The 21,553-nt window shown below is 72.2% G+C and carries 18 protein-coding genes and 1 pseudogene; 12 read left to right on the top strand and 7 right to left on the bottom strand.

Annotation, left to right across the window (positions count from 1 at the left end; all coding sequences use genetic code 11):
• Positions 1–107 precede the first annotated feature (107 nt).
• Positions 108–560: a GNAT family N-acetyltransferase gene (locus tag AQI70_RS10615; RefSeq protein ID WP_208607335.1), complete on the top strand. Its 453-nt coding sequence runs from the start codon at positions 108–110 to the stop codon at positions 558–560.
• 371 nt (positions 561–931) lie between these two features.
• Positions 932–1,594 carry an HAD family hydrolase gene (locus AQI70_RS10610; protein ID WP_208607334.1) on the top strand — a complete coding sequence of 221 codons (663 nt, stop codon included), beginning with the start codon at positions 932–934 and terminating at the stop codon, positions 1,592–1,594.
• Here AQI70_RS10610 and AQI70_RS10605 read toward each other — a convergent pair.
• Positions 1,575–2,801, bottom strand: coding sequence for a helix-turn-helix domain-containing protein (locus tag AQI70_RS10605; protein ID WP_062146867.1), 1,227 nt, complete (start codon positions 2,799–2,801; stop codon positions 1,575–1,577). The two genes, AQI70_RS10610 and AQI70_RS10605, sit on opposite strands and share 20 nt — an antisense overlap.
• A 190-nt stretch (positions 2,802–2,991) precedes the next feature.
• On the opposite strand from AQI70_RS10605, the gene AQI70_RS10600 reads away from it, so the two are divergent.
• From AQI70_RS10600 to AQI70_RS10590, 3 genes are all read left to right on the top strand, one after another.
• Positions 2,992–3,390 (top strand): hypothetical protein, encoded by a 399-nt coding sequence (locus AQI70_RS10600; protein WP_062146866.1) that lies wholly within the window; start codon positions 2,992–2,994, stop codon positions 3,388–3,390.
• Positions 3,387–4,115 (top strand): DUF6415 family natural product biosynthesis protein, encoded by a 729-nt coding sequence (locus tag AQI70_RS38440; protein ID WP_062146864.1) that lies wholly within the window; start codon positions 3,387–3,389, stop codon positions 4,113–4,115. Before AQI70_RS10600 ends, AQI70_RS38440 begins: the two co-directional genes overlap by 4 nt.
• A gap of 145 nt (positions 4,116–4,260) precedes the next feature.
• Positions 4,261–5,430 carry a methyltransferase domain-containing protein gene (locus AQI70_RS10590; protein ID WP_425264610.1) on the top strand — a complete coding sequence of 390 codons (1,170 nt, stop codon included), beginning with the start codon at positions 4,261–4,263 and terminating at the stop codon, positions 5,428–5,430.
• On the opposite strand, the gene AQI70_RS10585 is transcribed toward AQI70_RS10590, so the two are convergent.
• Both AQI70_RS10585 and absR1 read right to left on the bottom strand, forming a co-directional pair.
• A complete protein-coding gene (locus tag AQI70_RS10585; RefSeq protein WP_062148255.1) occupies positions 5,391–5,624 on the bottom strand; it encodes a helix-turn-helix domain-containing protein in 234 nt (77 codons plus the stop codon). The genes AQI70_RS10590 and AQI70_RS10585 overlap by 40 nt on opposite strands.
• 187 nt (positions 5,625–5,811) lie before the next feature.
• The gene (gene absR1 / locus AQI70_RS10580; RefSeq protein WP_062146862.1) at positions 5,812–6,897 is read right to left on the bottom strand and encodes a beta-glucuronidase AbsR1; all 1,086 of its coding nucleotides are present in this window, start codon (positions 6,895–6,897) and stop codon (positions 5,812–5,814) included.
• A gap of 94 nt (positions 6,898–6,991) precedes the next feature.
• On the opposite strand from absR1, the gene AQI70_RS10575 reads away from it, so the two are divergent.
• A complete protein-coding gene (locus AQI70_RS10575; protein ID WP_062146860.1) occupies positions 6,992–8,827 on the top strand; it encodes a LuxR family transcriptional regulator AbsR2 in 1,836 nt (611 codons plus the stop codon).
• Between the two features lie 30 nt (positions 8,828–8,857).
• Here the strand turns inward: AQI70_RS10575 and AQI70_RS10570 are convergent, their stop codons facing one another.
• Positions 8,858–11,425 (bottom strand): CHAT domain-containing protein, encoded by a 2,568-nt coding sequence (locus AQI70_RS10570; protein ID WP_062146858.1) that lies wholly within the window; start codon positions 11,423–11,425, stop codon positions 8,858–8,860.
• Between the two features lie 148 nt (positions 11,426–11,573).
• Here AQI70_RS10570 and AQI70_RS10565 point away from each other — a divergent pair, with 148 nt between their 5' ends.
• Genes AQI70_RS10565 through AQI70_RS10555 form a run of 3 tightly spaced genes read left to right on the top strand, consistent with a single transcriptional unit; the run spans position 11,574 to position 14,142 of the window.
• Entirely contained in the window at positions 11,574–13,007 is a 1,434-nt protein-coding gene (locus AQI70_RS10565; protein WP_062146856.1) for a S8/S53 family peptidase, read from the top strand.
• 59 nt (positions 13,008–13,066) lie between these two features.
• Positions 13,067–13,642, top strand: coding sequence for an RNA polymerase sigma factor (locus AQI70_RS10560; RefSeq protein ID WP_037885657.1), 576 nt, complete (start codon positions 13,067–13,069; stop codon positions 13,640–13,642).
• A gap of 8 nt (positions 13,643–13,650) precedes the next feature.
• Complete coding sequence (locus AQI70_RS10555) at positions 13,651–14,142, top strand: hypothetical protein (RefSeq protein ID WP_062148251.1); 492 nt, start codon at positions 13,651–13,653, stop codon at positions 14,140–14,142.
• A 7-nt stretch (positions 14,143–14,149) separates the two neighbouring features.
• Here AQI70_RS10555 and AQI70_RS10550 read toward each other — a convergent pair whose 3' ends face one another.
• Positions 14,150–14,947: an N-formylglutamate amidohydrolase gene (locus AQI70_RS10550; protein ID WP_062146854.1), complete on the bottom strand. Its 798-nt coding sequence runs from the start codon at positions 14,945–14,947 to the stop codon at positions 14,150–14,152.
• On the opposite strand from AQI70_RS10550, the pseudogene AQI70_RS40085 reads away from it, so the two are divergent.
• Positions 14,882–15,352, top strand: a pseudogene (locus tag AQI70_RS40085) (DNA glycosylase AlkZ-like family protein); the annotation flags it as partial. The gene AQI70_RS10550 and the pseudogene AQI70_RS40085 overlap by 66 nt on opposite strands.
• Before the next feature lie 44 nt (positions 15,353–15,396).
• The gene (locus AQI70_RS10545; RefSeq protein WP_244181565.1) at positions 15,397–16,203 is read left to right on the top strand and encodes a DNA glycosylase AlkZ-like family protein; all 807 of its coding nucleotides are present in this window, start codon (positions 15,397–15,399) and stop codon (positions 16,201–16,203) included.
• Positions 16,204–16,337: 134 nt separating this feature from the next.
• Here AQI70_RS10545 and AQI70_RS10540 read toward each other — a convergent pair whose 3' ends face one another.
• Positions 16,338–18,557: an NADP-dependent isocitrate dehydrogenase gene (locus AQI70_RS10540; protein ID WP_062146852.1), complete on the bottom strand. Its 2,220-nt coding sequence runs from the start codon at positions 18,555–18,557 to the stop codon at positions 16,338–16,340.
• A gap of 252 nt (positions 18,558–18,809) precedes the next feature.
• Between AQI70_RS10540 and AQI70_RS10535 the strand changes: the two genes are divergently transcribed.
• Positions 18,810–20,357 carry a M1 family metallopeptidase gene (locus tag AQI70_RS10535; protein ID WP_062146850.1) on the top strand — a complete coding sequence of 516 codons (1,548 nt, stop codon included), beginning with the start codon at positions 18,810–18,812 and terminating at the stop codon, positions 20,355–20,357.
• A gap of 24 nt (positions 20,358–20,381) precedes the next feature.
• Here the strand turns inward: AQI70_RS10535 and AQI70_RS10530 are convergent, their stop codons facing one another.
• On the bottom strand, positions 20,382–21,476 hold the full coding sequence (locus AQI70_RS10530; protein ID WP_062146848.1) for a mechanosensitive ion channel family protein: 1,095 nt from the start codon (positions 21,474–21,476) through the stop codon (positions 20,382–20,384).
• Between the last annotated feature and the right edge of the window lie 77 nt (positions 21,477–21,553).

The following is a 21,553-nucleotide window of genomic DNA, read 5'->3' as shown; positions in this document are numbered from 1 at the left end:
CCTGCTGGGCTTCGCCCCCGACGGGGGAGGTCCTCGAACCGCCCGAGGCGCGAGCACAGCGCGCGGCGCCCGCGGCCCGCCCCCCGGCCGCCCGCGCCGCCCGTGCCATGATCGGGTCCATGCCGCTGGAGATCGTCCCCGCCGATGTCGCCGACCTGCACCAGGTGGTGGAGGACCACGCCCGCTACTGGGGCGAGCGGGACCTGCGCGCACTCCATCAGCCGGTGCTGGTGCGGGAGTTCGGCGCCACCTGTCTGGTCGCCCGCGCCGAGGACGGCATCCGCGGATACGTCATCGGCTTCGTCACCCCGGACGGCACCGGGTACGTCCACCTCATCGCCACCCGCGACGACACTCGCGGCACCGGTCTGGGGCGCCGCCTCTACGGGGAGTTCACGGAGGCGGCCCGAGGCCAGGGCGCGGTCCGCCTCAAGGCGATCACCTCCCTCGGCAACAAGGGCTCCATCGCCTTCCACCGCAGCCTCGGCTTCGACGCGCGGGTCGAGGAGGACTACGACGGGCCGGGCCGGCCGATGGTGGTGTTCACCCGGGATCTGTAGCCGACGCGGGCGCCAGGCACTCACCTGCGTGGCGTGGCTGGGGCCGGTCACCCTCCCGATTGTGTAGTTGAGGCCTCCTAGTTTGCGCGCCGCCGGTCCATGCGAGGTGGCTTCCCGAACAGGCGCCTGTAGCTACGCGGCTTCGACGACCTCGCTTCGTGAGGCCTCCGCCCACTTGACCACCAGCCACTCGTACTCCGCCCGCTATTCATCCGTGAACGGCCGCCCCCATGCCGCCCGCGCCTACGCGCGGATCGCCTCATTCACGACCGCAGCAGGCCGCAACGGGCCCGGGGCCGGGGAGTCGGGGAACATGGGACAAACCTACGGGCGCCTCCTGACAGCCGGACCCCGCTGGATACGCTGCCCTCATGATTCGTGCTGTGATCTTCGACGTCGGCGAGTGCCTCGTAGACGAGACGACCGAATACGGCACCTGGGCCGACTGGCTCGGCGTACCCCGTCACACCTTCGCCGCCATGTTCGGCGCCGTCATCGCCCAGGGCCGCGACTACCGCGAGACCTTCCAGGAGTTCGAGCCGGGCTTCGACCTCTACGCTGAACGCGAGCGCCGCGCCGAGGCTGGCAAGCCGGAGACATTCGGGGAGCGGGACCTGTACCCGGACGTCCGAGACGCCTTCGCGGCGCTCCGCGCGGACAGCCTGTGGCTGGGCATCGCCGGGAACCAGACGGTGCGCGCGGGCGGGCTCCTTCGCGAGCTGTTCACTGCTGACGTCGACCTGATCGGCACCTCTGACGACTGGGGCGCCAGTAAGCCCGACGCCGAGTTCTTCGTCCGCGTCGCCGATGTGACCCCATTCGCCAACGACGAGATTCTCTACGTCGGAGACCGCGTCGACAATGACATCCGCCCCGCCCGCGAAGCGGGAATGCACACGGCGCTCGTGCACCGCGGGCCGTGGGCGACGATTCAGTGGAACACCCAGGAAGCAGAGAAGCTCCCCACCTTCCGGGTGGAGGGCCTCCTCGAACTGCCGGGCTTGATCCGCGAGTTCAACGAGCGAGAGCGCTGACCGTAGTCGACCACCCGTACAACCGATCGTCCAACTCGCGCACACACCGCTCGTGCTGGTGCGGCGCCAGCGCGCGCCGCACCTCCCGCACCCGGTCCATGCCCATCGCGTACCACGTGCGCTCCAGCTGATCGAGCGCACGCAGCGCGTACCTGCACGCCGCCTCGGGATCGCCGGCCGCGGCCTCGACGGCGGCCAGATCGCCGAGCACGACCGTGGTCTGCTTCTCCTCTGCCGGGTCGAGCGAGTCGAGGACACGGAGCAGGGTCTCGCGTGCCTGCGGCAGGTGCCCCGCCTTGAGCTGCGTGTTCCCCTTGAAAGCGGCGAGCCGGACCGGGCTGAACCAGTCGAGCCACTCAGGGCTCTCGTGCGCGCTGCCAGCGCCGAGGATGTCCTCGGCGTGACCGATCAGGTGCAGCGCCGTCCTGGTGTTGCCGCACCGGGTCTCGCACTCGGCCTCGACGGCGTCCAGCCACGCCAGCAGCTCGGCTGACGCAGGGCCACGCGGGGCATAGGTCCGCGCGGCCACCATCCGCTCCGCGGCCGCCTCCCGGTCGCCGGTCCAGGCGGGGATGAAGGCCATGTGCGCCAGGACCGCGGCCCCGAGCAGCGGGTCATCGGCCTCGCCCGCAGCCTGAAGCGCACGCAGGAGGGTCTGTTGGGCGCGATCGGCGTCGCGCAGGTCGAAGAACTCGATTCGGCCCGCCAGCAGATACGACTCGGCGAGCGCCGCGGCGATCCGCTGCCGGGTCTGCCCGGTGGCCTCCGGAAGCAGCGCGCACCCGAGGGTGGCGTGCGCGAGCGCGGCAGGGTGCAAGGTGGCTGGGGCGACGGACCAGTACAGTCGCCGGTGCGACCGGGTCACGGCCCGGTAATCGTCCGCGGCGGTCGCGGGCTGCACCGCGGTGGGGTGGGTGGGCACAGCGGCCAGACCGACGGCGCCGAACGTCGCGGCGAGCACCGTGCGGCGGCTGCGATCGGTCGCCACACCGCCCGCAGGCGTGAAGCCCAGCTGGTCCAGCGGCTGCCCGAGCAGCCGCTCAATAGCCTGGCCCACCTCGGGCTGCGGCCACGGCGGATTGTCTGATTCCCACCGGCGGACCTGCCGTACGCCTACTCGGAGGACGTCGGCGAGGGCCTGCTGAGAGTGGTAACCGGCCGCCATGCGAGCGGACTTGAGGCGGGTGTTGCCTGCGGGCCGTGCCACTGCTGCACCTCCATGTCGAGCACTGCGGTAAGTGTCGCTGCAAGCCCTCAGGTTGGCCAGCCGTCACCCGTAGGACCCAACGAAAGTCCTCTTTTGGTTCCCAAAGAGGCCTGTTGAAGTCCTCGGCGGCGCCCCTCATGAGGACCACTCTTGTACGCACCTGATCACGACAGGCGCCGAGGAGACTCACATGCCGACCAGCCGCTTACAGTCCGCTGCAGGGTGGACTCTGTACGACGCCGGACACGACTGGGACGCCATCCGCGTACCGCGCAGCGTCGGCCTAGCAGCGATGGCGATCCTCGGCACCCGCTGCGGAGCCGTCGTCGAGGAATCCGTTTCTGCCGTGTATTTCTTCACCCTCGTCGGCACGGCGTCCGGATGGGAGGTGGAGAACACGCGCGCGCTCGGCACCGGCAGCGCCGTGACGATCCCGCCGTCGCGACGGACGCAAGGGCCTGGCCCGCACTGGCGGATGTGCCCGGGCGACGGCAGTTGGCACACCGACCCGGACGCTCTGCGCGCAGCCATCGAGGACGCATTCGGCCCCCGAGCCGGCTCGGAGCACGGGACGGGAGCCTCGGCATGAACCGCACCCCGCAAGAGGCCGCGCCCACCACACGGCCCGTGGACGTCGCCACGATGCGCGCGGCCGTGGACCGCCTGCTCGATCCGGACGCTGTACCCGAGGCACTGCCCCCGGCCGCCGACGAAATCGCCACGCTCACACTCCAACTGCGCGGGCACATCGAGCTGCTGGCCCCGGAAGTGGAGCAGGCCGCCATGAGGCTCAAGCCGGGCCGCCGCCGCTGGAGCGTGCTCGAATGTGTGTGGGAGGCGCGGAGCCGACTGGAGGCCGAGCCGAGCAGCAGGACCGGCGGCGCTGTCGGCCATGCCCGCCGCTTGGCCCGCGTCCTGGACGCGCTGTGTGACCACAACGAGCAGCTCGGCGTCGACGGTGAGACGCGGAAGCAGGCTGCCTTCCGGCGCCTGGGGGATCACCAGCTGAGGTGCGCGACCTGCCGGGCGGTGGATGACACGGGCGCGAATCTGAACTTGCCCTGCCCTGAAGGCGACCGGCTGCACGACGAGTACCGGCGGGCACGCCGCGCAGGTGCCGGAGCCGCCTTCCCACCGCGGGCTGGCGGCGAGCACGATGAAACCCACCACGAGGAGAACCCGATGAGGGAAATGATCTGCCGGATGGCCGGAGGCGGCGGAGGCGGCCAGGGAGGCGACGGCCTACCCGGCGAGCCGTGGCCCGGCCCGCAGGACCCCCCGCCCCCCGACGGCGGACCGAAGGCCATCGGCTGAGATGACGCTCGACGGAGTAGGGGAGGGGCGGTCCGCGCTGGGCCGCTCCCTTCTGGAACGCAAGACGCTGACCTCTGACTGGGTCCCGTCGTTCGCTGCCATATCGCGAGCCGACTTCCTTCCGGAACTGATGTGGCCGTACGACATGGACTCAGGCACCACCGTCACCGTGGACCTGCGGGACGAGCCGAGCCTGTGGTTCTCCTACGCCGACGCCGACGTGCCGATCGTCACGCAGTGGGACGACGGCAAGGCCGAGGGCCGCGGCAACGTACCGACATCATCCGCGTCCATGCCGTCCGTGGTCTTCCGCATGCTGCGGGACCTGGACGTGCAGGCCGGGCAGCGCGTGCTGGAGATCGGCACAGGCACAGGATGGAACGCGGCACTGCTCGCTCACCGGCTCGGCCACGACAACGTGGTCACCATCGAGATCGACTCCGCCGTGGCCACGGCGGCACGAGACCGGCTCGCCCGCTGCGGGCTCCCCGTCCTCGTGCTGGCCCGGGACGGAGAGGAAGGAGACGAGCCAGGCGCCCCGTACGACCGGATCATCGCCACGGCCGGACTGCGCAGCATCCCGCCTGCCTGGATCGCCCAGGCCTGGCCCGGCGGGCTGATCGTCGCGCCGTGGGGCACGCACTACTGCGCACAGGACGCCGTCGTGCGCCTGGAGGTCGCCGAGGACGGCAAGCACGCTGAGGGCCGGTTCACCGGCCCGGTGGAGTTCATGAAGCTGCGCTCCCACCGGCTGCCCTTCGCTGGGCACGACGTGTACGTACCCCATGGGGTCACCGGGGCCGACCGCTCCACGACGTCCGTCACCGTGGACCAGCTGCTCGGCGACCGGTTCGCCGTCAGCTCGTTCGCCGTGGGCCTGCGCGTACGGGACTGCTACCGCCAGGCGGCAGCCGAGCGTGACGGGGCACGGCCCGTGTGGTTCTACGGCCTGACCGACAAGTCGTGGGCGTGCGTCATGTTCCGCGACGGCCAGGACGAAGCCCAGGTCTGGCAGTCCGGGCCGCGCAGGCTCTGGGACGAGGTGGCGGCCGCGCTCGACTGGTGGCAGCAGGCCGGCGAGCCCGGCTACGACCGGTTCGGCCTGACCGTCACCGCGGACAGCTCGACGACCCGGCGGACGCCTGGGACATATGAGCCCCACTGCCGGCGGCGCACCGATCGCGCCGGTAGCGGGAAGAGCGCGGCCGCTCTGCGACCAGACAGGGTGGCCGCGCGGGGCCGCCGCCGGGTGCAACCCCTGTCACCCGGCGGCGGTCACCCCACGAGATCTGCGCGCGGCACGTCGAGGGCGTGAGCGAGGAGCACAAGGTGATCAATGATCGTGCCGTGGGTGCCCTGCTCGATCCGGTTGATGGTCTTGCGGTCGAGGCCGGTGAGTTCGCCCAGCCTCTCCTGAGAGAGCTCGCGCCACTCACGGGCGGCTCCCACGTTGTCCCCGATCTCGCGGCGGACGGCGAGAATCCAGTCGGGCAGCGGATCGGTTGGCATCCGTGCACGCTCGGCGCGCACGGCGATTGCTGGGTCCGCCGCTACCCCCGTGCGGCGGACCCCGCTGGCTGGGGCGGTCACCTCCGTGTCCAAGCGACACATTCCCCCGAAGGTGACCGTCCCCAGCCGCTTCCCCCGGCGCCGGACAGTGGTATACGGCGTCCCGCGCGGCAGCGGATCCGTGCTCTCACCAGCACATGACCGCTGTCTCCCCCGAACCCCAGCTGGAGTAGAGGCGCACCCGGACGAAGTAACGGCGGCCCTTGACGAGTCGGGCCCTGACGGTGGCGTTGTGCGGGGTGCCGCCGTCGTCCCGGGCGGTGAGGTAGCGGGGTTCGCCGCCCCGCTCCTCGAAGACCACGACCACCGTGTCGCTGTGCCCGAAGGTGCCCACCGTGTACTCGCGGGTCTCCGGGGGCTCGACCACGAAGTCGGCCTGCCCGGCCGGGCCGAGCCGCAGGGGCACCGAGCGGAACGGCACCAGTTCCCGCGGCCCCGGCGCCTCGGCCGGCGGGTACCAGCGGCGGACGAACTCCTTGTCGGCCTTGGACAGGACACCCGGCGGGTTCAGACCCGCGCGGAACTGCTCCGGCTCCAGGATCAGCCCGGCCGAGAAGGGATACTCCATGATCGAGTGCGGGTCCCAGACGGAGCCGTTGACCTCGTTCGGATCGAGCTTGCGCAGGATGTTGAAGAACGTCTTGTCCCGGCTCCAGAAGTTCGGCGGGCCCGCCAGATCGGCGAACACGGCCTCGTCGTCCCAGTGGATCCCGGCGAACGGGCTCTGGTGCTCGTGCAGCATGCCGAGCGCGTGCCCGATCTCGTGCAGCGCCGTTCCGCGCTCCCCGGGCGCGGTCAGGTCCCAGCCGAAGTTCATCGTGCGTTCGTTCAGGCCGACCCGGAGCGCGTCCTTGCCCACCGTCGACCAGGATCCGTCGCCGAACTGGAAGCCGATGCGCAGTTCGGCCTCCGAGCGGTCGCCCACCTCCACGAACGACAGCCCGATACCGAGGCTGTGCCACTCCAGGAAGCACTCGCGCACGACGTCCCGCTGTTCCTTGCTGCCGACCCACGACACGCGCTGCGTCCTGCCGGTCTCCGGGTCGGAGAGCACGGACGAGTCGGAGTCCCGGTCGAAGAAGCAGTAGTGGAGCACGGTGCCGTTGACCCACATCCGGCGCCCGCCGGCGAGCGCACTGAGCCGCTCGGCGGCCAGCCCCGGTGCGAAGGCGGGCGCCGACTGCTGCGCGAGGGAGCAGTAGCGAGCGGTCATGCGAACAGGGTGCCGTCGGCCCGCCGCGGGCGCCTGAGTCGGGGGCTACTCAAGTACCGGTGTATCAAGCGTGAGTCACCGCGCTCCTATTGCCGTGACGACCTTCGAACGCGACGCGAACACCCTGGAACTGCCCTGGCCGTTCACCGGACGGGAGGACGAACTCGAACTGCTCCGCGGGTCCCTGACCGCCGGCCGGCACGGCATCGTGATCACGGGGCCGGCGGGCTGCGGCAAGACCCGCCTCGTCACCGAGGCCGTCCGCGGCACCGACTTCGCCAGGGTGGCCGGCACTCCCGAGACCCGCCCGCTCCGCCTCGCCGCGTTCGCGCACCTCGTGCCCGAGACGTCCTCCCTGCACGAGGCGCTCCAGCGGCTGTCCGGCGTACGGCTGCTGCTGGTCGACGACGCGCATCTGCTCGACGACGCCTCGGCCGCCCTCGTCCACCAGTTGGCCGTGCACGGCCGCACGCGTCTCCTGGTCGTCACCACCGACGGCGCCCCTGCCCCCGGCGCGATCTCCCGGCTGTGGACCGGCGAACTCCTGCCCCGCCTCGCTCTGGCGCCACTGCCCCGCGAGGAGACCGCCGAGCTGCTGGCGAACGTGGCCGGGGGCGGTGGCCCGGAGCCGCTCACCGTGAACCGGCTGCACCGCTTGTGCCAGGGGGACCTGCGGCTGCTGCGCGACCTGGTGGGCGCGGTGCGCGAGCGGGGGCTGCTGACCCGCGTCCCGGACTCGGACGAGTGGGCGTGGCGCGGACCCGTGCCGATCACCGCGACCGTACGCGAGCGCACCGCACGGGTCCTCGACCGCCACTGCCCCGACGAGCGCGAGATCCTCGAACGCCTCGCCTTCGCCGAGCCGTTGCCCCTGGACCTCGACGAACTCGATCTTCGCGCCCTCGAACACGTGGAGGCCGACTCCCTGGTCCACGTCGACGACCGGGGCGCCGTCCGCCTCGCCCACCCCCTGCACGGCCCGGTGCTGCGGGCCTCGGCCGGCAGGCTGCGGGCGAGGCGGCTGTCGGGTACGCCGGACCTGTCGGGTACGCAGGACCGGTGCGGGCCCGCCCTCGACGCCGAGCGGGCCGCGCTGACGCGCCGTATCGAGCGGGCGGACGTACGGACGTCTGCGGCGCCCGTGGGGGAGTGGCTGGTCGCGGAGGGCGCGCCGGTGCCGGCCGCATACGCGGCCGTACGCGCCCGTTTCGCGCGGCTGCGCGGGGAGCTGCGCGAGGCGGCGGCATGGGCGCGGGAGGGGCTGCGGCACGGCGGTGACGATCCGTCCTGCCGCCTCGAACTCGCCCTCGCCGCAGCGCAGTCGGGCGATGTGCCGGCCGCGCACATGATCCTGGGTGGCCGCCCCGACGGGGGTGGGGCGGTCACCCGGCTGGCAACGGCCCGCGGCGACGCCGACGCGGCAGTCGAGACGATCAGCGGCGACGCCTACGACGCCGTCCGCCGCGGCGCCCCCGAGCGTGCCGCGGGCCGCCTGAGCGGCGTCTTCGCCGCGCACGCCGCCGCGCTCGCCCGCGGCGACGGTCCCGCCCTCGACCAGGTGGCCGAACAGCTCCGGGAGCGCGGCTTCCTGCTCTTCGCCGCCGAGGCGCACGCCCAGGCCGTACGCGCCCACCGCGACCCGCGCGCCGCCCGCACCTCACGCACGCGTGCCGTCGCCCTGGCCCGCCGCTGCCAGGGTGCCCGCACCCCGGCCCTGGCCGGGCTGGTCCTGGGGGAACTGACCGCCCGGCAACGGCAGATCGTCACCCTGGCCGCCGCGGGCCTGAGCAACCGGCAGATCGCCGAGAAACTCACCCTGTCCGTCCGCACGGTCGGCAACCACCTCTACAGCGCCTACGCCCGCCTCGGCGCCGGTGACCGCGGCGCACTGCCGTGGCTGGTGGAGCTGCCGGACGCGCAGTCGGCGTAAAGGAGTCGGATCAGACCTTCGGGCCGCCCGTCAGGCCGCGCCGAACGCCGAGAACGCCCACCCCGTCGCCTGGTGCAGCGCGTCGCCCGGCAGTGCCGCCCGCGCGTCGCGCAGCGCCTCCGCCAGGGACAGGCCCTTGCTCAGCCCCTTGTGCAGCGCCAGCATCAGCGGCACCACCGCGGCGTCGTTCACGGGCGCGCTGCTCGCCACCACCCCCGCCGTGCCCAGCGGCAGCAGGGCGGTGACCAGGCCGAGCAGTTCGTCGGCGCCGACCGAGGCGAACCGGGCGGTGTCGCAGCAGGACAGGATGATCCGGTACGGGCTGCGGTCCAGGCGTTCGAAGTCATGGACGATGAGCGGCCCGTCGGCCATCCGCAGCGACGAGAACAGAGGGCTGTCCGCGCGGAACGTGCCGTGGGCGGCGATATGGGCCAGCGCCGCACCGTCCAGCTCCTCCAGCACCCGCGGCACGCGCGCGTCGGCGTGCTCCAGCACGACGGCACCGCCGTACCGGCAGGCCAGATGAGGCACCTCCGCGCCGCCCGTCGCGAGCCCCGGCCCGCGCACCAGCACGTGGCGGCCACCGGGCGGCGGCTCGGTCTCCCGGGCGCGCAGCCAGCCGCTCGCCGACGGCGACACGCTGAGCACCCGCTCGCGCAGCGACGGCAGCAGCGCCCACGGCACCCGGTGCAGCCGCGCCGGCGGTACGACCACGACCGGGCCGTCGCCCAGATGCGCCGCGGCCGGCCCGAGCAGCAGCTCCTCCAGGCGCCGCCCCGCGGCCTCCACCACCGGCAGCCGGCCCTCCGCGCCCGGATGCGCCAGCCGCCGCAGCCCGGCCTGGACATGCTCGGCCTCTCGCTCCGCCTCGGCCAGCAGCCCGGCCTCGAACCGGCGCACCCGCCCCTGCCCGCACAGCAGCACCTGAACCCGCCCGTCCAGCACGGCCAGTTCGGCCAGCCGTACGTCGTCGCCCAGCCGCTGCAGCAGCCGGCCCGCGTCGAAGCGGTAGCCGTCGCCGGGCGTGTCGCCGCGCATGTGCAGGGTCCGCGAGCGTATCTCCCGCTCCAGGCGCCGCTGTTCGCGCTCCAGCGCCGGAACGGGCCGGGCCTCCATCCGGGCGGCCTCCGCGCGGGCCGCGATCTCCCGGAACGCGGTCAGGTCGCTCTGCAGCTGCGGATCGGCCGGCGGCCGGGTCGGAGGGGCGGACAGCGCGGTGGCCCGCCAGCGCTCGCTCCACACCAGCAGCCGGCGGGGACTGCCCGAGTCGAGGCTGGCCTGCTGGGCCAGCGCGGCCAGCTCCGCGCCCTGCGCGGTGGCCCGGGCCCTCAGTTCGGAGGCGCCCAGCGTCATCCGGTGGTCGTCGAGCACGTCCAGGCCGCGCCGGCAGGCCTCCAGGACACCGCGCCCCGACCCCGCCACCCGGGCCCGCAGCGCCTGCGCCGCCCAGCCCGTCATCCGGGCCAGCGGCGGCCCGCTGCGTCTGCTGCGCGCGGCGACGGCCAGATGCCGCTCGGCGTCCGCCCGCCAGCCCAGACCGAGCGCGATCCGGCCCGCGAGCAGCGAGGCCTCCGGCGCGGCCGGCGCGCCGAAGAAGGCCAGCCGCTCCGCGACCGCGGCCGCGTCGGCCACCAGCCGCCCCGAACTGCGCCCGGCGGCCACCCGCGCCTCGATCAGCACCAGCCGGGCATGCGACTCCCACCAGCTGCGCCGCTGCCCCGCGAACAGCCGTACGGCCATGTCGGCGCGCGCGATCGCGGTGTGCGCGTCGCCCGCCGGCAGAGCCGCACGCGCGGCGGCCAGCAGCAACTCGGCCTTGCGGGTGGACTGGCCGCCGATCCCGTCGAGCACGGCGATCGCCGCGTCCGCCTCGGCCAGCGCCTCCGGGGCCAGCCCGGCGGCCATCAGCACCTCGCAGCGGCGGATGTTCAGCATGAACGTCGGCGTGCCGAGCTTGGCGTACCGCTCCTCGGCCTCGTCGAGCAGCCGCAGCGCCGCCGGGATGTCGCCCGACCGGAACGCGGCCAGGCCCCGGCTCTCCACCGCGTCGGCCTTGTCGTGCTCCTGGCCGGTGGTGTCCCACAGCGCCTCGGCCGCGGTGAAGTCGGCATCCGCCCGGTCCACCGCACCGAGTGCCAGATGCACGGTGGCGCGCAGCGTCAGCGCCCGCGCCGTCCAGATGACGTCCTCCGCCTGCCGCAGCACGGGTATCGCCCGGCGTACGTCCTCCAGCGCCTCCCGGTGATGGCCGAGGACCCAACGGGCGTAGGCCCGGCGGAACAGCACCCGCGCCCGGGTGTGCCCGCTGCCCCGCGCGATCCCGCGCTCCAGCGACGCCAACCCCTGCTGAGTGCGCCCTGCGTGCACCAACGCGACCCCGAGCGCCGCCAGGACGTCCGCCTCCCGGTCCGCCGACTCCGCGCGTGCCGCGAGATCCCGGGCACGCCGCAGGTGGTACAGGGCGATGCGCATGTCGCCCCAGTCCCGCTGCCAGATGCCGATCACCTGGTGGGCGACGGAGGCGTGCAAGGGCGACGGGTCGGCGTCGAGCACCCCTTCTGCCCTCGCCAGCGCGTCGTTGGGGGCGGCGAACACCATAGGCAGCAGTTCGAGAACCGAGTCGCTTCCCGCTGTCACTCCACGGATGGTAGTTGCCCCGGAACCGTGTCACACAGGTTTGGCGCTGTATCAATCAGCGACCGCACGGCTCTGACTGACGACCGTCGCCTCAGGGGGAGGACCCGCCATGGCACCACAGCGATTCCACGAGCAGTTCGAGCAGATCCAGCGCTCCATGCCCGACGTTCCCCTCGCGATGGGACCGGACGACTCCGCGGAGTTCATCTACGAGAAGGGCTATGTGCTGGTCCGGGACGGGGAGGAGGCCCGCCTCGTCGAGGACACCGTACGGGCGCACTTCACCGCCGAACCCGACCTGGTCCAGGACCATGTGCGCCGCGCGAGCCCGCGGACCAACCGCTCGGGCATCACCCGCATCCAGGTCGGCGACCCCGGCGAGGGCGACCGGGCCGGTGACCGCACCGTCGCGCACGCCCTGCGCGCCCTGCGGGAGACCGAGGGCCGGGCCGGACGGCGCCTGGTCAGCCGCAACCACCTCGTGGCGATCGCGGGCGTCAACTCCTGCCCCGGCGACGAACCCGCGCCCGTCCCGCTCGGCGAAGGTCTCAACCCCGCGGCGGCCGAGGGCACCTACGAGGCGGACACCGCCGTCGGCGTCCTCGTCGTCGACACCGGCCTCATGCACGACTACCGCTCCCACCCCCTGCTGGCCCACACCGAGGGCGACGCACAGATCAAGGAGTGCGACGACGACGGCGTCCTCCAGGAGTACGTCGGGCACGGCACGTTCATCGCCGGACTCGTCGCCGCCGTCGCACCCAACACGAACATCACCGTCCGCAACTCCCTGAACGACGTCGGCGCCATCCTGGAGTCCGAGTTCGGCGAGAAGCTCTTCGAGGCCGTCGACGCGGGCGGCTGGCCCGACATCCTCAGCCTCTCCGCCGGCACCTCCAACGGCCGCACCGACGGCCTGCTCGGCGTCGAGGCCTTCATGCAGGAGCTGCGTGACCAGCGCACCCTGCTCGTCGCGGCGGCCGGCAACAACGGCAGCGCCACGCCCTTCTGGCCCGCCGCCTACGCCGACCTGCCCGAGTACCAGGACGTCGTGCTGTCGGTCGGAGCACTGCGCAGCGACGGGGAGTTCGGCGCCTGCTTCAGCAACCACGGAGGCTGGGTGAAGGCGTACGCCCCCGGCGAGCGGCTCACCAGCGTCCTCACCGGCTTCGACACGCCCGTGCCGTACGTCTACCAGCACTCCACCTACGACGCCTGCCGGTACGGCTTCGGCTACTCCTGCACCTGCCAGTCCCCGCGCCACACCGGCGCGTTGAGCGAGGAGAGCTGCACCACCAAGCCCGACCAGGTCATGTTCGAGGGGTTCGCGCACTGGAGCGGCACCTCGTTCGCCACGCCCATAGTCGCCGGGATGATCGCCGCGCACATGACCACACAGCAGGAGAGCGACCCGCGTGTCGCCCGGTACAAGATGCTCGCGGCGAACGCCGGGTACGCGGAGGTCCGGGGGGCGCACGTACCGGCGCTTCGGCCCCCGACCTGGCGCCCTGTGCCCGTCGTGCCGCCGGCTCCTCGGTCATGAGGGTCGGAACCGTCCCCTCCGCGGCGTACGATGACTTGCCGTACACGAGGGGTGGGGCTGTGGACCGAGCAGATGTCGGTGCGTTGGTCCAGTCCGCCGTCGACGGCGACGCGGCGGCCTGGAAGGCGCTCGTGGAAGGGCTGAGCCCACTGGTGTGGTCCGTCGTGCGCGCACACCGGCTCAACGACGCCGACGGCCACGAGGTCTACCAGACCGTCTGGTTCCGCTTCGCCCAGCACCTCGGGCGCATCCGGGAACCCGAGAAGGCCGGGTCATGGCTCGCGAGCACCGCACGGCACGAGTGCCTGAAGGTGCTCAAGAGCCTCAGGCGGCTGACCGTGACGAGCGATCCCCAGCTGCTGGACCGGGTCAGCGAGGACCGCACGCCCGAACAGTCGCTGCTGGACTCCGAGGAGGCCGCCGCCGAGACCGAACGCATCCGCTGGATGTGGCAGGAGTTCGAGGAACTCGGCGACCGCTGCCGCCAGTTGCTGCGCGTCCTGATGGCCTCGCCGCCGCCCAGCTACCAGGAGGTGTCCGCCGCACTGGGCATCGCCGTGGGCAGCATCGGGCCGCTGCGCCAGCGCTGTCTGCGCCGTCTTCGGGCCCGACTCGACGCACGGGGAGCGCTGTGAACGACGACATGCACGACGAAGCGACCGGCGAAGAGCCCGTCGGCGAGGACGGGTTCGCCGACGACGGGTTCGACGTCGAGCTGCTGGAGGAGGAACTCCGGCAGGCCGCCGCGATCCTGGACCCAGTGCCGCCCCAGCTGCGGCAGATCGCCGTCGAGGCCTACGCGCTGCACGACCTCGACGCCCGGATCGCCGAGCTGACGTTCGACTCGGTGGTGGACGCCATTCCGGTCAGGGGGGCGACCGACGTGCCGCGGATGCTGACCTTCCGCGCGGGCGAGGTGACCGTCGACGTGGAGGTGACCGCGCAGGGGCTGATGGGGCAGGTGCTGCCGCCCCAGCAGGCCCGCATCGAGGTGCTCGGCGGCCCGCAGACGGCCACGCCGGTCATGGCCGACGACATGGGCCGCTTCAGCAGCGACGCACCGCCGAGCGGGCCGTTCGCCCTGCGGCTGCGGACCGGCGGGGAGATCGTCGTCACGGAGTGGCTGCGGGCCTGAGACGGGATCAGCGGGACACGGCGTCGACGAGGGTCGCCAGCGCCTCAGCGAGCCGGGGGAGCCCGGGGCCGGCGGGCCCGCCCGGCTCGGTCATGTAGGTGTCCCGGCGGATCTCGATCATCAGCGCGGTGACGCGGGCTTCGGTGCCGTGGAACTCCAGCGGGACGTACGTACCGCTGAACGGGCTGTCGAGCCCCGTCTCCCCGAAGGCGGCGAACGCGTCCCGGGCCGCGGCGAGCAAGCCGGGCGGCGTGTGGAACGCGTCGGTGCCCAGGCAGACCGGCGGGCGCGGCCCCTCGCCGTGCAGCTCGTAGGGGAGGCGGGCGCTCGGGTAGGAATGGACGTCGATGATCACCGCTCGGCCGGTGGCGGCCAGCCGATCGGCCACGGCGTCCGTCATCGCCTTCGCATACGGCCGGAAGTACCGCTCGACGAGGGGTTCCGGGTCGGTGTCGGCGGGCCGTAGCTCCGCCAGGTGCGTGGTCCGGGTGTAGACGGCGCCCATGCCCACGGCCAGCATCTCCTCCCGCTCGTCCGGGAACCGCTCCGGGTCGACGACCAGCCGCGAGAGCCGGTTGACGAACCGCCACGGAGTGCGTGACGCCCGCTCGGCCGCGGCTTCGGCGAGCTCCGCCGTGTGCGCGTCGGTGATGTGGTCGAGCTCGCGCGACAGTGCGTCGTCGGCCGGCAGGATGCCCTCGCGGACCGTCGGCGGTATCTCCCGTGCGGAGTGCGGCACATGCAGGATCACGGGGGAGTCGCCCGCGCCGGGGAGCAGCTTGAAGGAGGGCGGGGCGTCGGTCATGAGGCTGCTCCAGGGGCGTTGTCAGTGGCGTGCGGCAGCATCAAGGTGCCACATCGCGGGCCGACCAAGAGCCAGGGACAGGGGGAGCGGTATGCGGATCGACCGTCAGCGGGTGCCGGAACCGATCGCGAGGAGGGACCGGTGACGCCGGTGGCCGTCCACGAGCTCTCGCGGACCGACGCCCGCCGTATCGCCGTGCGCGCCCAGCTGCTGGACGGCACCCCGGCGGGCGGGCTGTTGGATGTCGTACGGCAGCTGACCCTGTTGCAGATCGACCCGACCGCCGCCATCGCGCCCAACGCCGACCTCGTGGCGTGGAGCCGGCTCGGGTCCTCGGGGTACTCACCGGCCGACCTGACCGCCGCCCTCGCGGACCGGACCCTGCTGGAGCTGCGGGCGATGATCCGGCCCGGTGAGGATCTCGCGCTGTACCGCGCCGAGGTGGCCGAGTGGCCCGAGCGGGGCACGCCGCCCTCCGGCGGAAGTATCACCGCGAGTGGGTCGGCGCCAACGACGACTGCCGGCGGGACCTGCTCGACCGGCTCGCCGCCTCGGGGCCGCTGCCCTCCCGAGAGCTTCCCGACACCTGCGAGCTGCCGTGGAAGTCGAGCGGCTGGAGCAACAACCGCAATGTCACCAACCTGTTGGAGCTCATGGTGCGGCGCGGTGAGGTCGCGGTGGCCGGGCGCAGCGGCGGGGACCGGCTGTGGGACCTGGCCGAGCGGGTCTACCCCGGCACACCCGCGGTCCCGGTGGCGGAGGCGGTGCGCATCCGGGACGGGCGACGACTGCGCGCCCTGGGCATCGCCCGCGCGCGGGGCCCGGAGTGCCCGGTGGAGCCGGCGGACGTGGGGGAGGCCGGTGAGCGGGCCGTCGTCGAGGGCGTGCGGGGCGAGTGGCGGGTCGATCCGGCGCAGTTGGGGCAGCCGTTCACCGGGCGGGTCGCCCTGCTGTCACCCTTCGACCGGCTGATCCACGACCGCAGGCGGACCACCGAACTCTTCGGTTTCGACTACCAGTTGGAGATGTACAAGCCGGCCGCCAGGCGCCGCTGGGGGTACTTCGCGCTGCCGATCCTGTACGGCGACCGGCTGGTGGGCAAGCTCGACGCCACCGCCGACCGCAAGGCCGGAGTGCTTGAGGTCAACGCGATCCACGAGGATGAGCCGTTCACCGAGGCCGTGACCGAGGCGGTCGGGCACGAGATCGAGGACCTCGCACGCTGGCTGGAGTTGGAGCTCGTACAGCCACGGTAGCCGCGCCGGACATGGCTCCGCCCCGGCCGGGCGCGATGCGCCGGCCGGGGCGGACGGGCCGGGACGGGGCCGAGCGGCCCTGTCGGGCCTCTCGGTGCCCGTCAGCCCGCTCTGTGCCCGTCAGGGCACCCGTGTCAGCTCAGGGACGCGAGCGCCTCGTTCCAGGTGGCCGACGGGCGCATGACCGCGGCGGCCTTGGCCGGGTCGGGCTGGTAGTAGCCGCCGATGTCGACCGGCTTGCCCTGGACGGCGATCAGCTCGTCGACGATCTTCTGCTCGTTGGCGGTGAGCGTCTCGGCGAGCGGGGCGAAGGCCTTCGCCAGGTCCGCGTCGTCGGTCTGCTTGGCCAGCTCCTGCGCCCAGTACAGGGACAGGTAGAAGTGGCTGCCGCGGTTGTCGATGCCGCCGACGCGACGGGTCGGGGACTTGTCCTCGTTGAGGAAGGTCGCCGTGGCGCGGTCGAGGGTGTCGGCGAGAACCTTGGCCTTCGGGTTGTCGGCGGCCGTCGCGTACTGCTCCAGGGACGGCACCAGGGCGAAGAACTCACCGAGGGAGTCCCAGCGCAGGTAGTTCTCCTTGACCAGCTGCTGGACGTGCTTCGGCGCGGAACCGCCGGCGCCCGTCTCGAACAGGCCGCCGCCTGCCATCAGCGGGACGACCGACAGCATCTTGGCGCTGGTGCCCAGCTCCAGGATCGGGAACAGGTCGGTCAGGTAGTCACGCAGCACGTTGCCGGTGACGGAGATGGTGTTCTCGCCGCGCCGGATGCGCTCCACCGACAGCTTGGTGGCCTCGACGGGGGGCAGGATGCGGATGTCCAGGCCCTCGGTGTCGTGCTCCGCCAGGTAGGCGTTGACCTTGGCGATCAGCTGCGCGTCGTGGGCGCGGGTCTCGTCCAGCCAGAACACCGCCGGGTCGCCGGTGGCGCGGGCGCGGGTGACGGCCAGCTTGACCCAGTCGCGGATCGGCGCGTCCTTGGTCTGGCAGGCGCGGAAGATGTCGCCCTCGGAGACCGGCTGCTCGATCACGACGTTGCCGGCCTGGTCGACCAGGCGGACCGTGCCGGCGGCCGGGATCTCGAAGGTCTTGTCGTGGGAGCCGTACTCCTCGGCCTTCTGCGCCATCAGGCCGACGTTCGGCACCGAGCCCATGGTGGACGGGTCGTAGGCGCCGTTGGCGCGGCAGTCGTCGATCACGGCCTGGTAGACGCCGGCGTAGGAGGAGTCCGGCAGCACCGCGAGGGTGTCGGCCTCCTGGCCGTCCGGGCCCCACATGTGGCCGGAGGTGCGGATCATGGCCGGCATCGAGGCGTCGACGATCACGTCGGACGGCACGTGCAGGTTGGTGATGCCCTTGTCGGAGTCGACCATGGCCAGCGCCGGGCCCTCGGCGAGCTCGGCGTCGAAGGACGCCTTGATCTCGGCGCCGTTCGGCAGCGCGTCCAGGCCCTTGAGGATGCCGCCCAGACCGTCGTTCGGGGACAGGCCGGCGGCGGCCAGGGCCGCGCCGTACTGCTCGAAGGTCTTCGGGAAGAAGGCGCGCACCACGTGGCCGAAGACGATCGGGTCGGAGACCTTCATCATCGTGGCCTTGAGGTGCACGGAGAACAGGACGCCCTCCTCCTTGGCGCGGGCGACCTGCGCCTTGAGGAACTCGCGCAGCGCGGCGACGCGCATCACGGAGGCGTCGACGACCTCACCGGCGAGGACCGGTACGGACTCGCGCAGCACCGTGGTGGAGCCGTCCTCGCCCACCAGCTCGATCCTGAGCGTGCCGTCCTCGGCGATGACCGTGGACTTCTCGGTGGAGCGGAAGTCGTTCTGGCCCATGGTCGCCACGTTCGTCTTGGACTCGGAGGTCCAGGCGCCCATGCGGTGCGGGTGCGTCTTGGCGTAGTTCTTGACCGAGGCGGGGGCGCGGCGGTCGGAGTTGCCCTCACGCAGGACCGGGTTCACGGCGGAGCCCTTGACCTTGTCGTAGCGGGCCTTGATCTCCCGCTCCTCGTCGGTCTTGGGGTCGTCCGGGTAGTTCGGCAGCGCGTAGCCCTGGCCCTGCAGCTCGGCGACCGCGGCCTTGAGCTGCGGGATCGACGCCGAGATGTTCGGCAGCTTGATGATGTTGGCCGCGGGCGTCTTGGCCAGCTCGCCCAGCTCGTGCAGGGCGTCCGGGATGCGCTGGTCCTCGGTCAGGTACTCCGGGAACACCGCGATGATGCGGCCGGCCAGCGAGATGTCCCGCGTCTCCACGGCGACACCCGCCTGCGAGGCGTACGCCTGGACCACCGGCAGGAAGGAATACGTCGCCAGGGCCGGGGCCTCGTCAGTGTGCGTATAGATGATGGTCGAGTCAGTCACCGGGTGCTCCGCTCCACGTCTGCAACATTGCTCGACATCAAGATATCTCGTGACCGACCCGTCCTCGACAGGGGTCCGCACAGTCGTGCCGCACGGCTGCCGGCCTGAGGAATCCCCACAAGGGGAGGCACCGCCTCCGTGCAACCCGATCGCCTGCTCGGGCCGTCATGCAGGGAGATCACCGATCCGGCGGCCGGCCCTGACCACCCGGCCCGCCCGAACGAAAGCGGACCATTGAGATATCGCACCAGAGTGACGGCCCCCGCGGCCGCCCTGATAGGCACGGCGGCGGCCCTGACCACGGCGCCCTCCGCCCAGGCCACGCCGACGCGAACGGGGACGTCGGCCGCCCGGACCTCCGGTACCCCGGGCCCCGAGACCCTCGGCGACCCCGTCTACCCGAACCTCGGCAACGACGGCTACCGCGTCTCGGCCTACCACCTCGACCTCGCGTACGACGCCACCACGCACCTGGTCGACGCCACCGCGACCCTGAAGATCCACACCACCCAGGCGCTGAGCCGGTTCTCCCTCGACGCCCTCGGCCTCGACATCCGCGCCGTCCGGGTCGGCAGCCGTGCGGCGACGTACGAGCAGGTGGACGAGAAGCTGCGCATCACGCCCGCACGGACCCTCCCGGCCAAGTGCTGGGTCACCGTCCGCGTGGAGTACTCGGCGGACCCGCGCCGCGCCCTGGCGCACACGGGCTGGGTCGACACGCCGGACGGGTTCGCGGTGTGCTGCCAGCCGAACTCGGCGCACACCGTCTTCCCCTGCAACGACCACCCGTCCGACAAGGCCGACTTCTCCTTCCGCCTCACCGTCCCGAACGGCCTGCGCGGTGTCGCGACCGGCTCGCTCGTGCGCACGGAGACCCTGGCGGGCGACCGGACGGCGTACACGTACCGCTCCCGCGAGCCGATGGCCACGGAACTGGTGCAGATCACGGTCGGCGACTACGTGATCAAGGAGCGGCAGGGCCCGCACGGGCTCCCGCTGCGGGACGTCGTCCCGACGGCGCGGGCCGAGGCGCTCGAACCGGCGCTCGCGCTGACCCCCGGGCTGGTGGCCTGGCTGGAGGCGCGGCTGGGTGCCTACCCGTTCGAGACGTACGGACTGCTGCCCTGCAACTCCGACAACCCGGAGGCCTTCGATTTCACGGGCCTGGAGACCCAGACCCTCACGATCTACAAGCCGAACTACCTGCTCCAGGAGGAGCGGCGGATCGCCTCGCACATGATGCACGAGCTGGTCCACTCCTACTTCGGCAACAGCGTCAGCCCCGCCACCTGGGCCGACCTGTGGCTGAACGAGGGCCACGCCGACTTCTACGGGCTGCTGTACCGCTACGAGCGCGGCTGGGCCGACTCCCTCGGGATGACGACCCTGGAAGCCCGTATGAAGCACACGTACGCTCTCGGCGACCAGTGGCGGCACGACTGGGGGCCGGTCGCGGCGCCGAACGCGGTGAACCTGTTCGAGGGCCAGCGCTATCTGGGCGGTGTCCTCGTCCTGTACGCGCTGCGCAATCTCGTCGGCGAGGAGGCCTTCAACGCTCTGGAGCGCGCCTTCCTCGACCGCTACCGCGACTCCTCGGCGACGACGCAGGACTACATCGCCGTCGCCTCGGAGGTCTCGGGGCAGGATCTGTCCGGTTTCCTGCGGGACTGGCTGTACGGCACCAGGACGCCGCGCATGCCCGACCACCCGGACTGGACGGTCACCCCGGTGAAACCGTCCCAGTCCGCACCGCGCCGCCGACGGGGCAGCCGCCACCACGACAACTCGGCCACCCTGTAGGAGAGCTCAGCCGAACAAGCGAGCTCAGTCGAGGCGGACGGAGGCCACTTCGTCCGCCTCCTCCGGGCCGCGCTGTTGCGGTATGGCCACCGTCCCCTGCTGGATCGCCACCGTCCGCGTGGGTGCCGGGATGCGGATGCCCTCCAGGCGGTAGCGCTTGTGCAGGCGCTTGATGAACTCGTGCTTGATCCGGTACTGGTCGCTGAACTCGCCGACGCCCAGGATGACGGTGAAGCCGATCCGCGAGTCGCCGAAGGTGTGGAAGCGGATGATCGGTTCGTGGTCCGGTACGGCCCCCTCGACCTCGGTCATCACCTCGCCGATGACCTCGTTCGTCACCCGCTCGACATGCTCCAGGTCGCTGTCGTAGGCGACGCCGACCTGGACCAGGATCGTCAACTGCTCCTCGGGCCGCATGAAGTTGGTCATGTTCGTCTTCGCGAGCTCCCCGTTGGGGATCACGACCAGGTTGTTGGACAGGTTGCGGACCGTCGTCTGACGCCAGTTGATGTCCTCGACGTAGCCCTCCTCGCCGCTGCTCAGCCGGATGTAGTCGCCGGGCTGGACGGTCTTGGAGGCGAGGATGTGGATGCCCGCGAAGAGGTTGGCGAGCGTGTCCTGCAGGGCCAGCGCGACCGCCAGACCGCCGACGCCCAGGGCGGTGAGCAGCGGCGCTATGGAGATGCCCAGCGTCTGCAGCACCACCAGGAAGCCGATGGCCAGGACCAGGATCCGGGTGATGTTGACGAAGATGGTGGCGGAGCCGGCGACGCCCGGGCGGGACTGGGTGACCGTCCGCATCAGTCCGGCGACCCCGCGGGCCACCGCCAGCGTCACGACGAAGATGAACAGCACGGTCAGGGTCTTGTTGACGTTGTGCTGGACCGTGCGGGTCAGCGGCAGCGCCGCGCCCGCGGAGGCCGCGCCGCCGAGGAACGCCGCCCACGGCACCACGGTCCGCAGCGCGTCCACGATGAGGTCGTCGCCGCTCCAGCGGGTGCGGTCGGCGTGCTTGCCCAGCCAGCGCAGCAGCATCCGCAGCAGGAAGGCCGCGAGCAGACCGGCCGCCAGCGCGATCCCGGCGACGACCAGGTCGTCCACAGTGAGCGCTCGCTTCACCGGTCACCCCCGAAAGCAAGAGCTGCGGCGAATTCCTTCGCCGACGGCCGGATGTGAGGTCTCGTCACGTTGTCACC

The organism is Streptomyces curacoi, from assembly GCF_001513975.1.
In the GTDB taxonomy this organism is placed as follows: Bacteria; Actinomycetota; Actinomycetes; order Streptomycetales; family Streptomycetaceae; genus Streptomyces; species Streptomyces curacoi.
The sequence above is the reverse complement of the archived record's forward strand: the minus strand, read 5'-3'. Positions and strand labels throughout refer to the sequence as shown.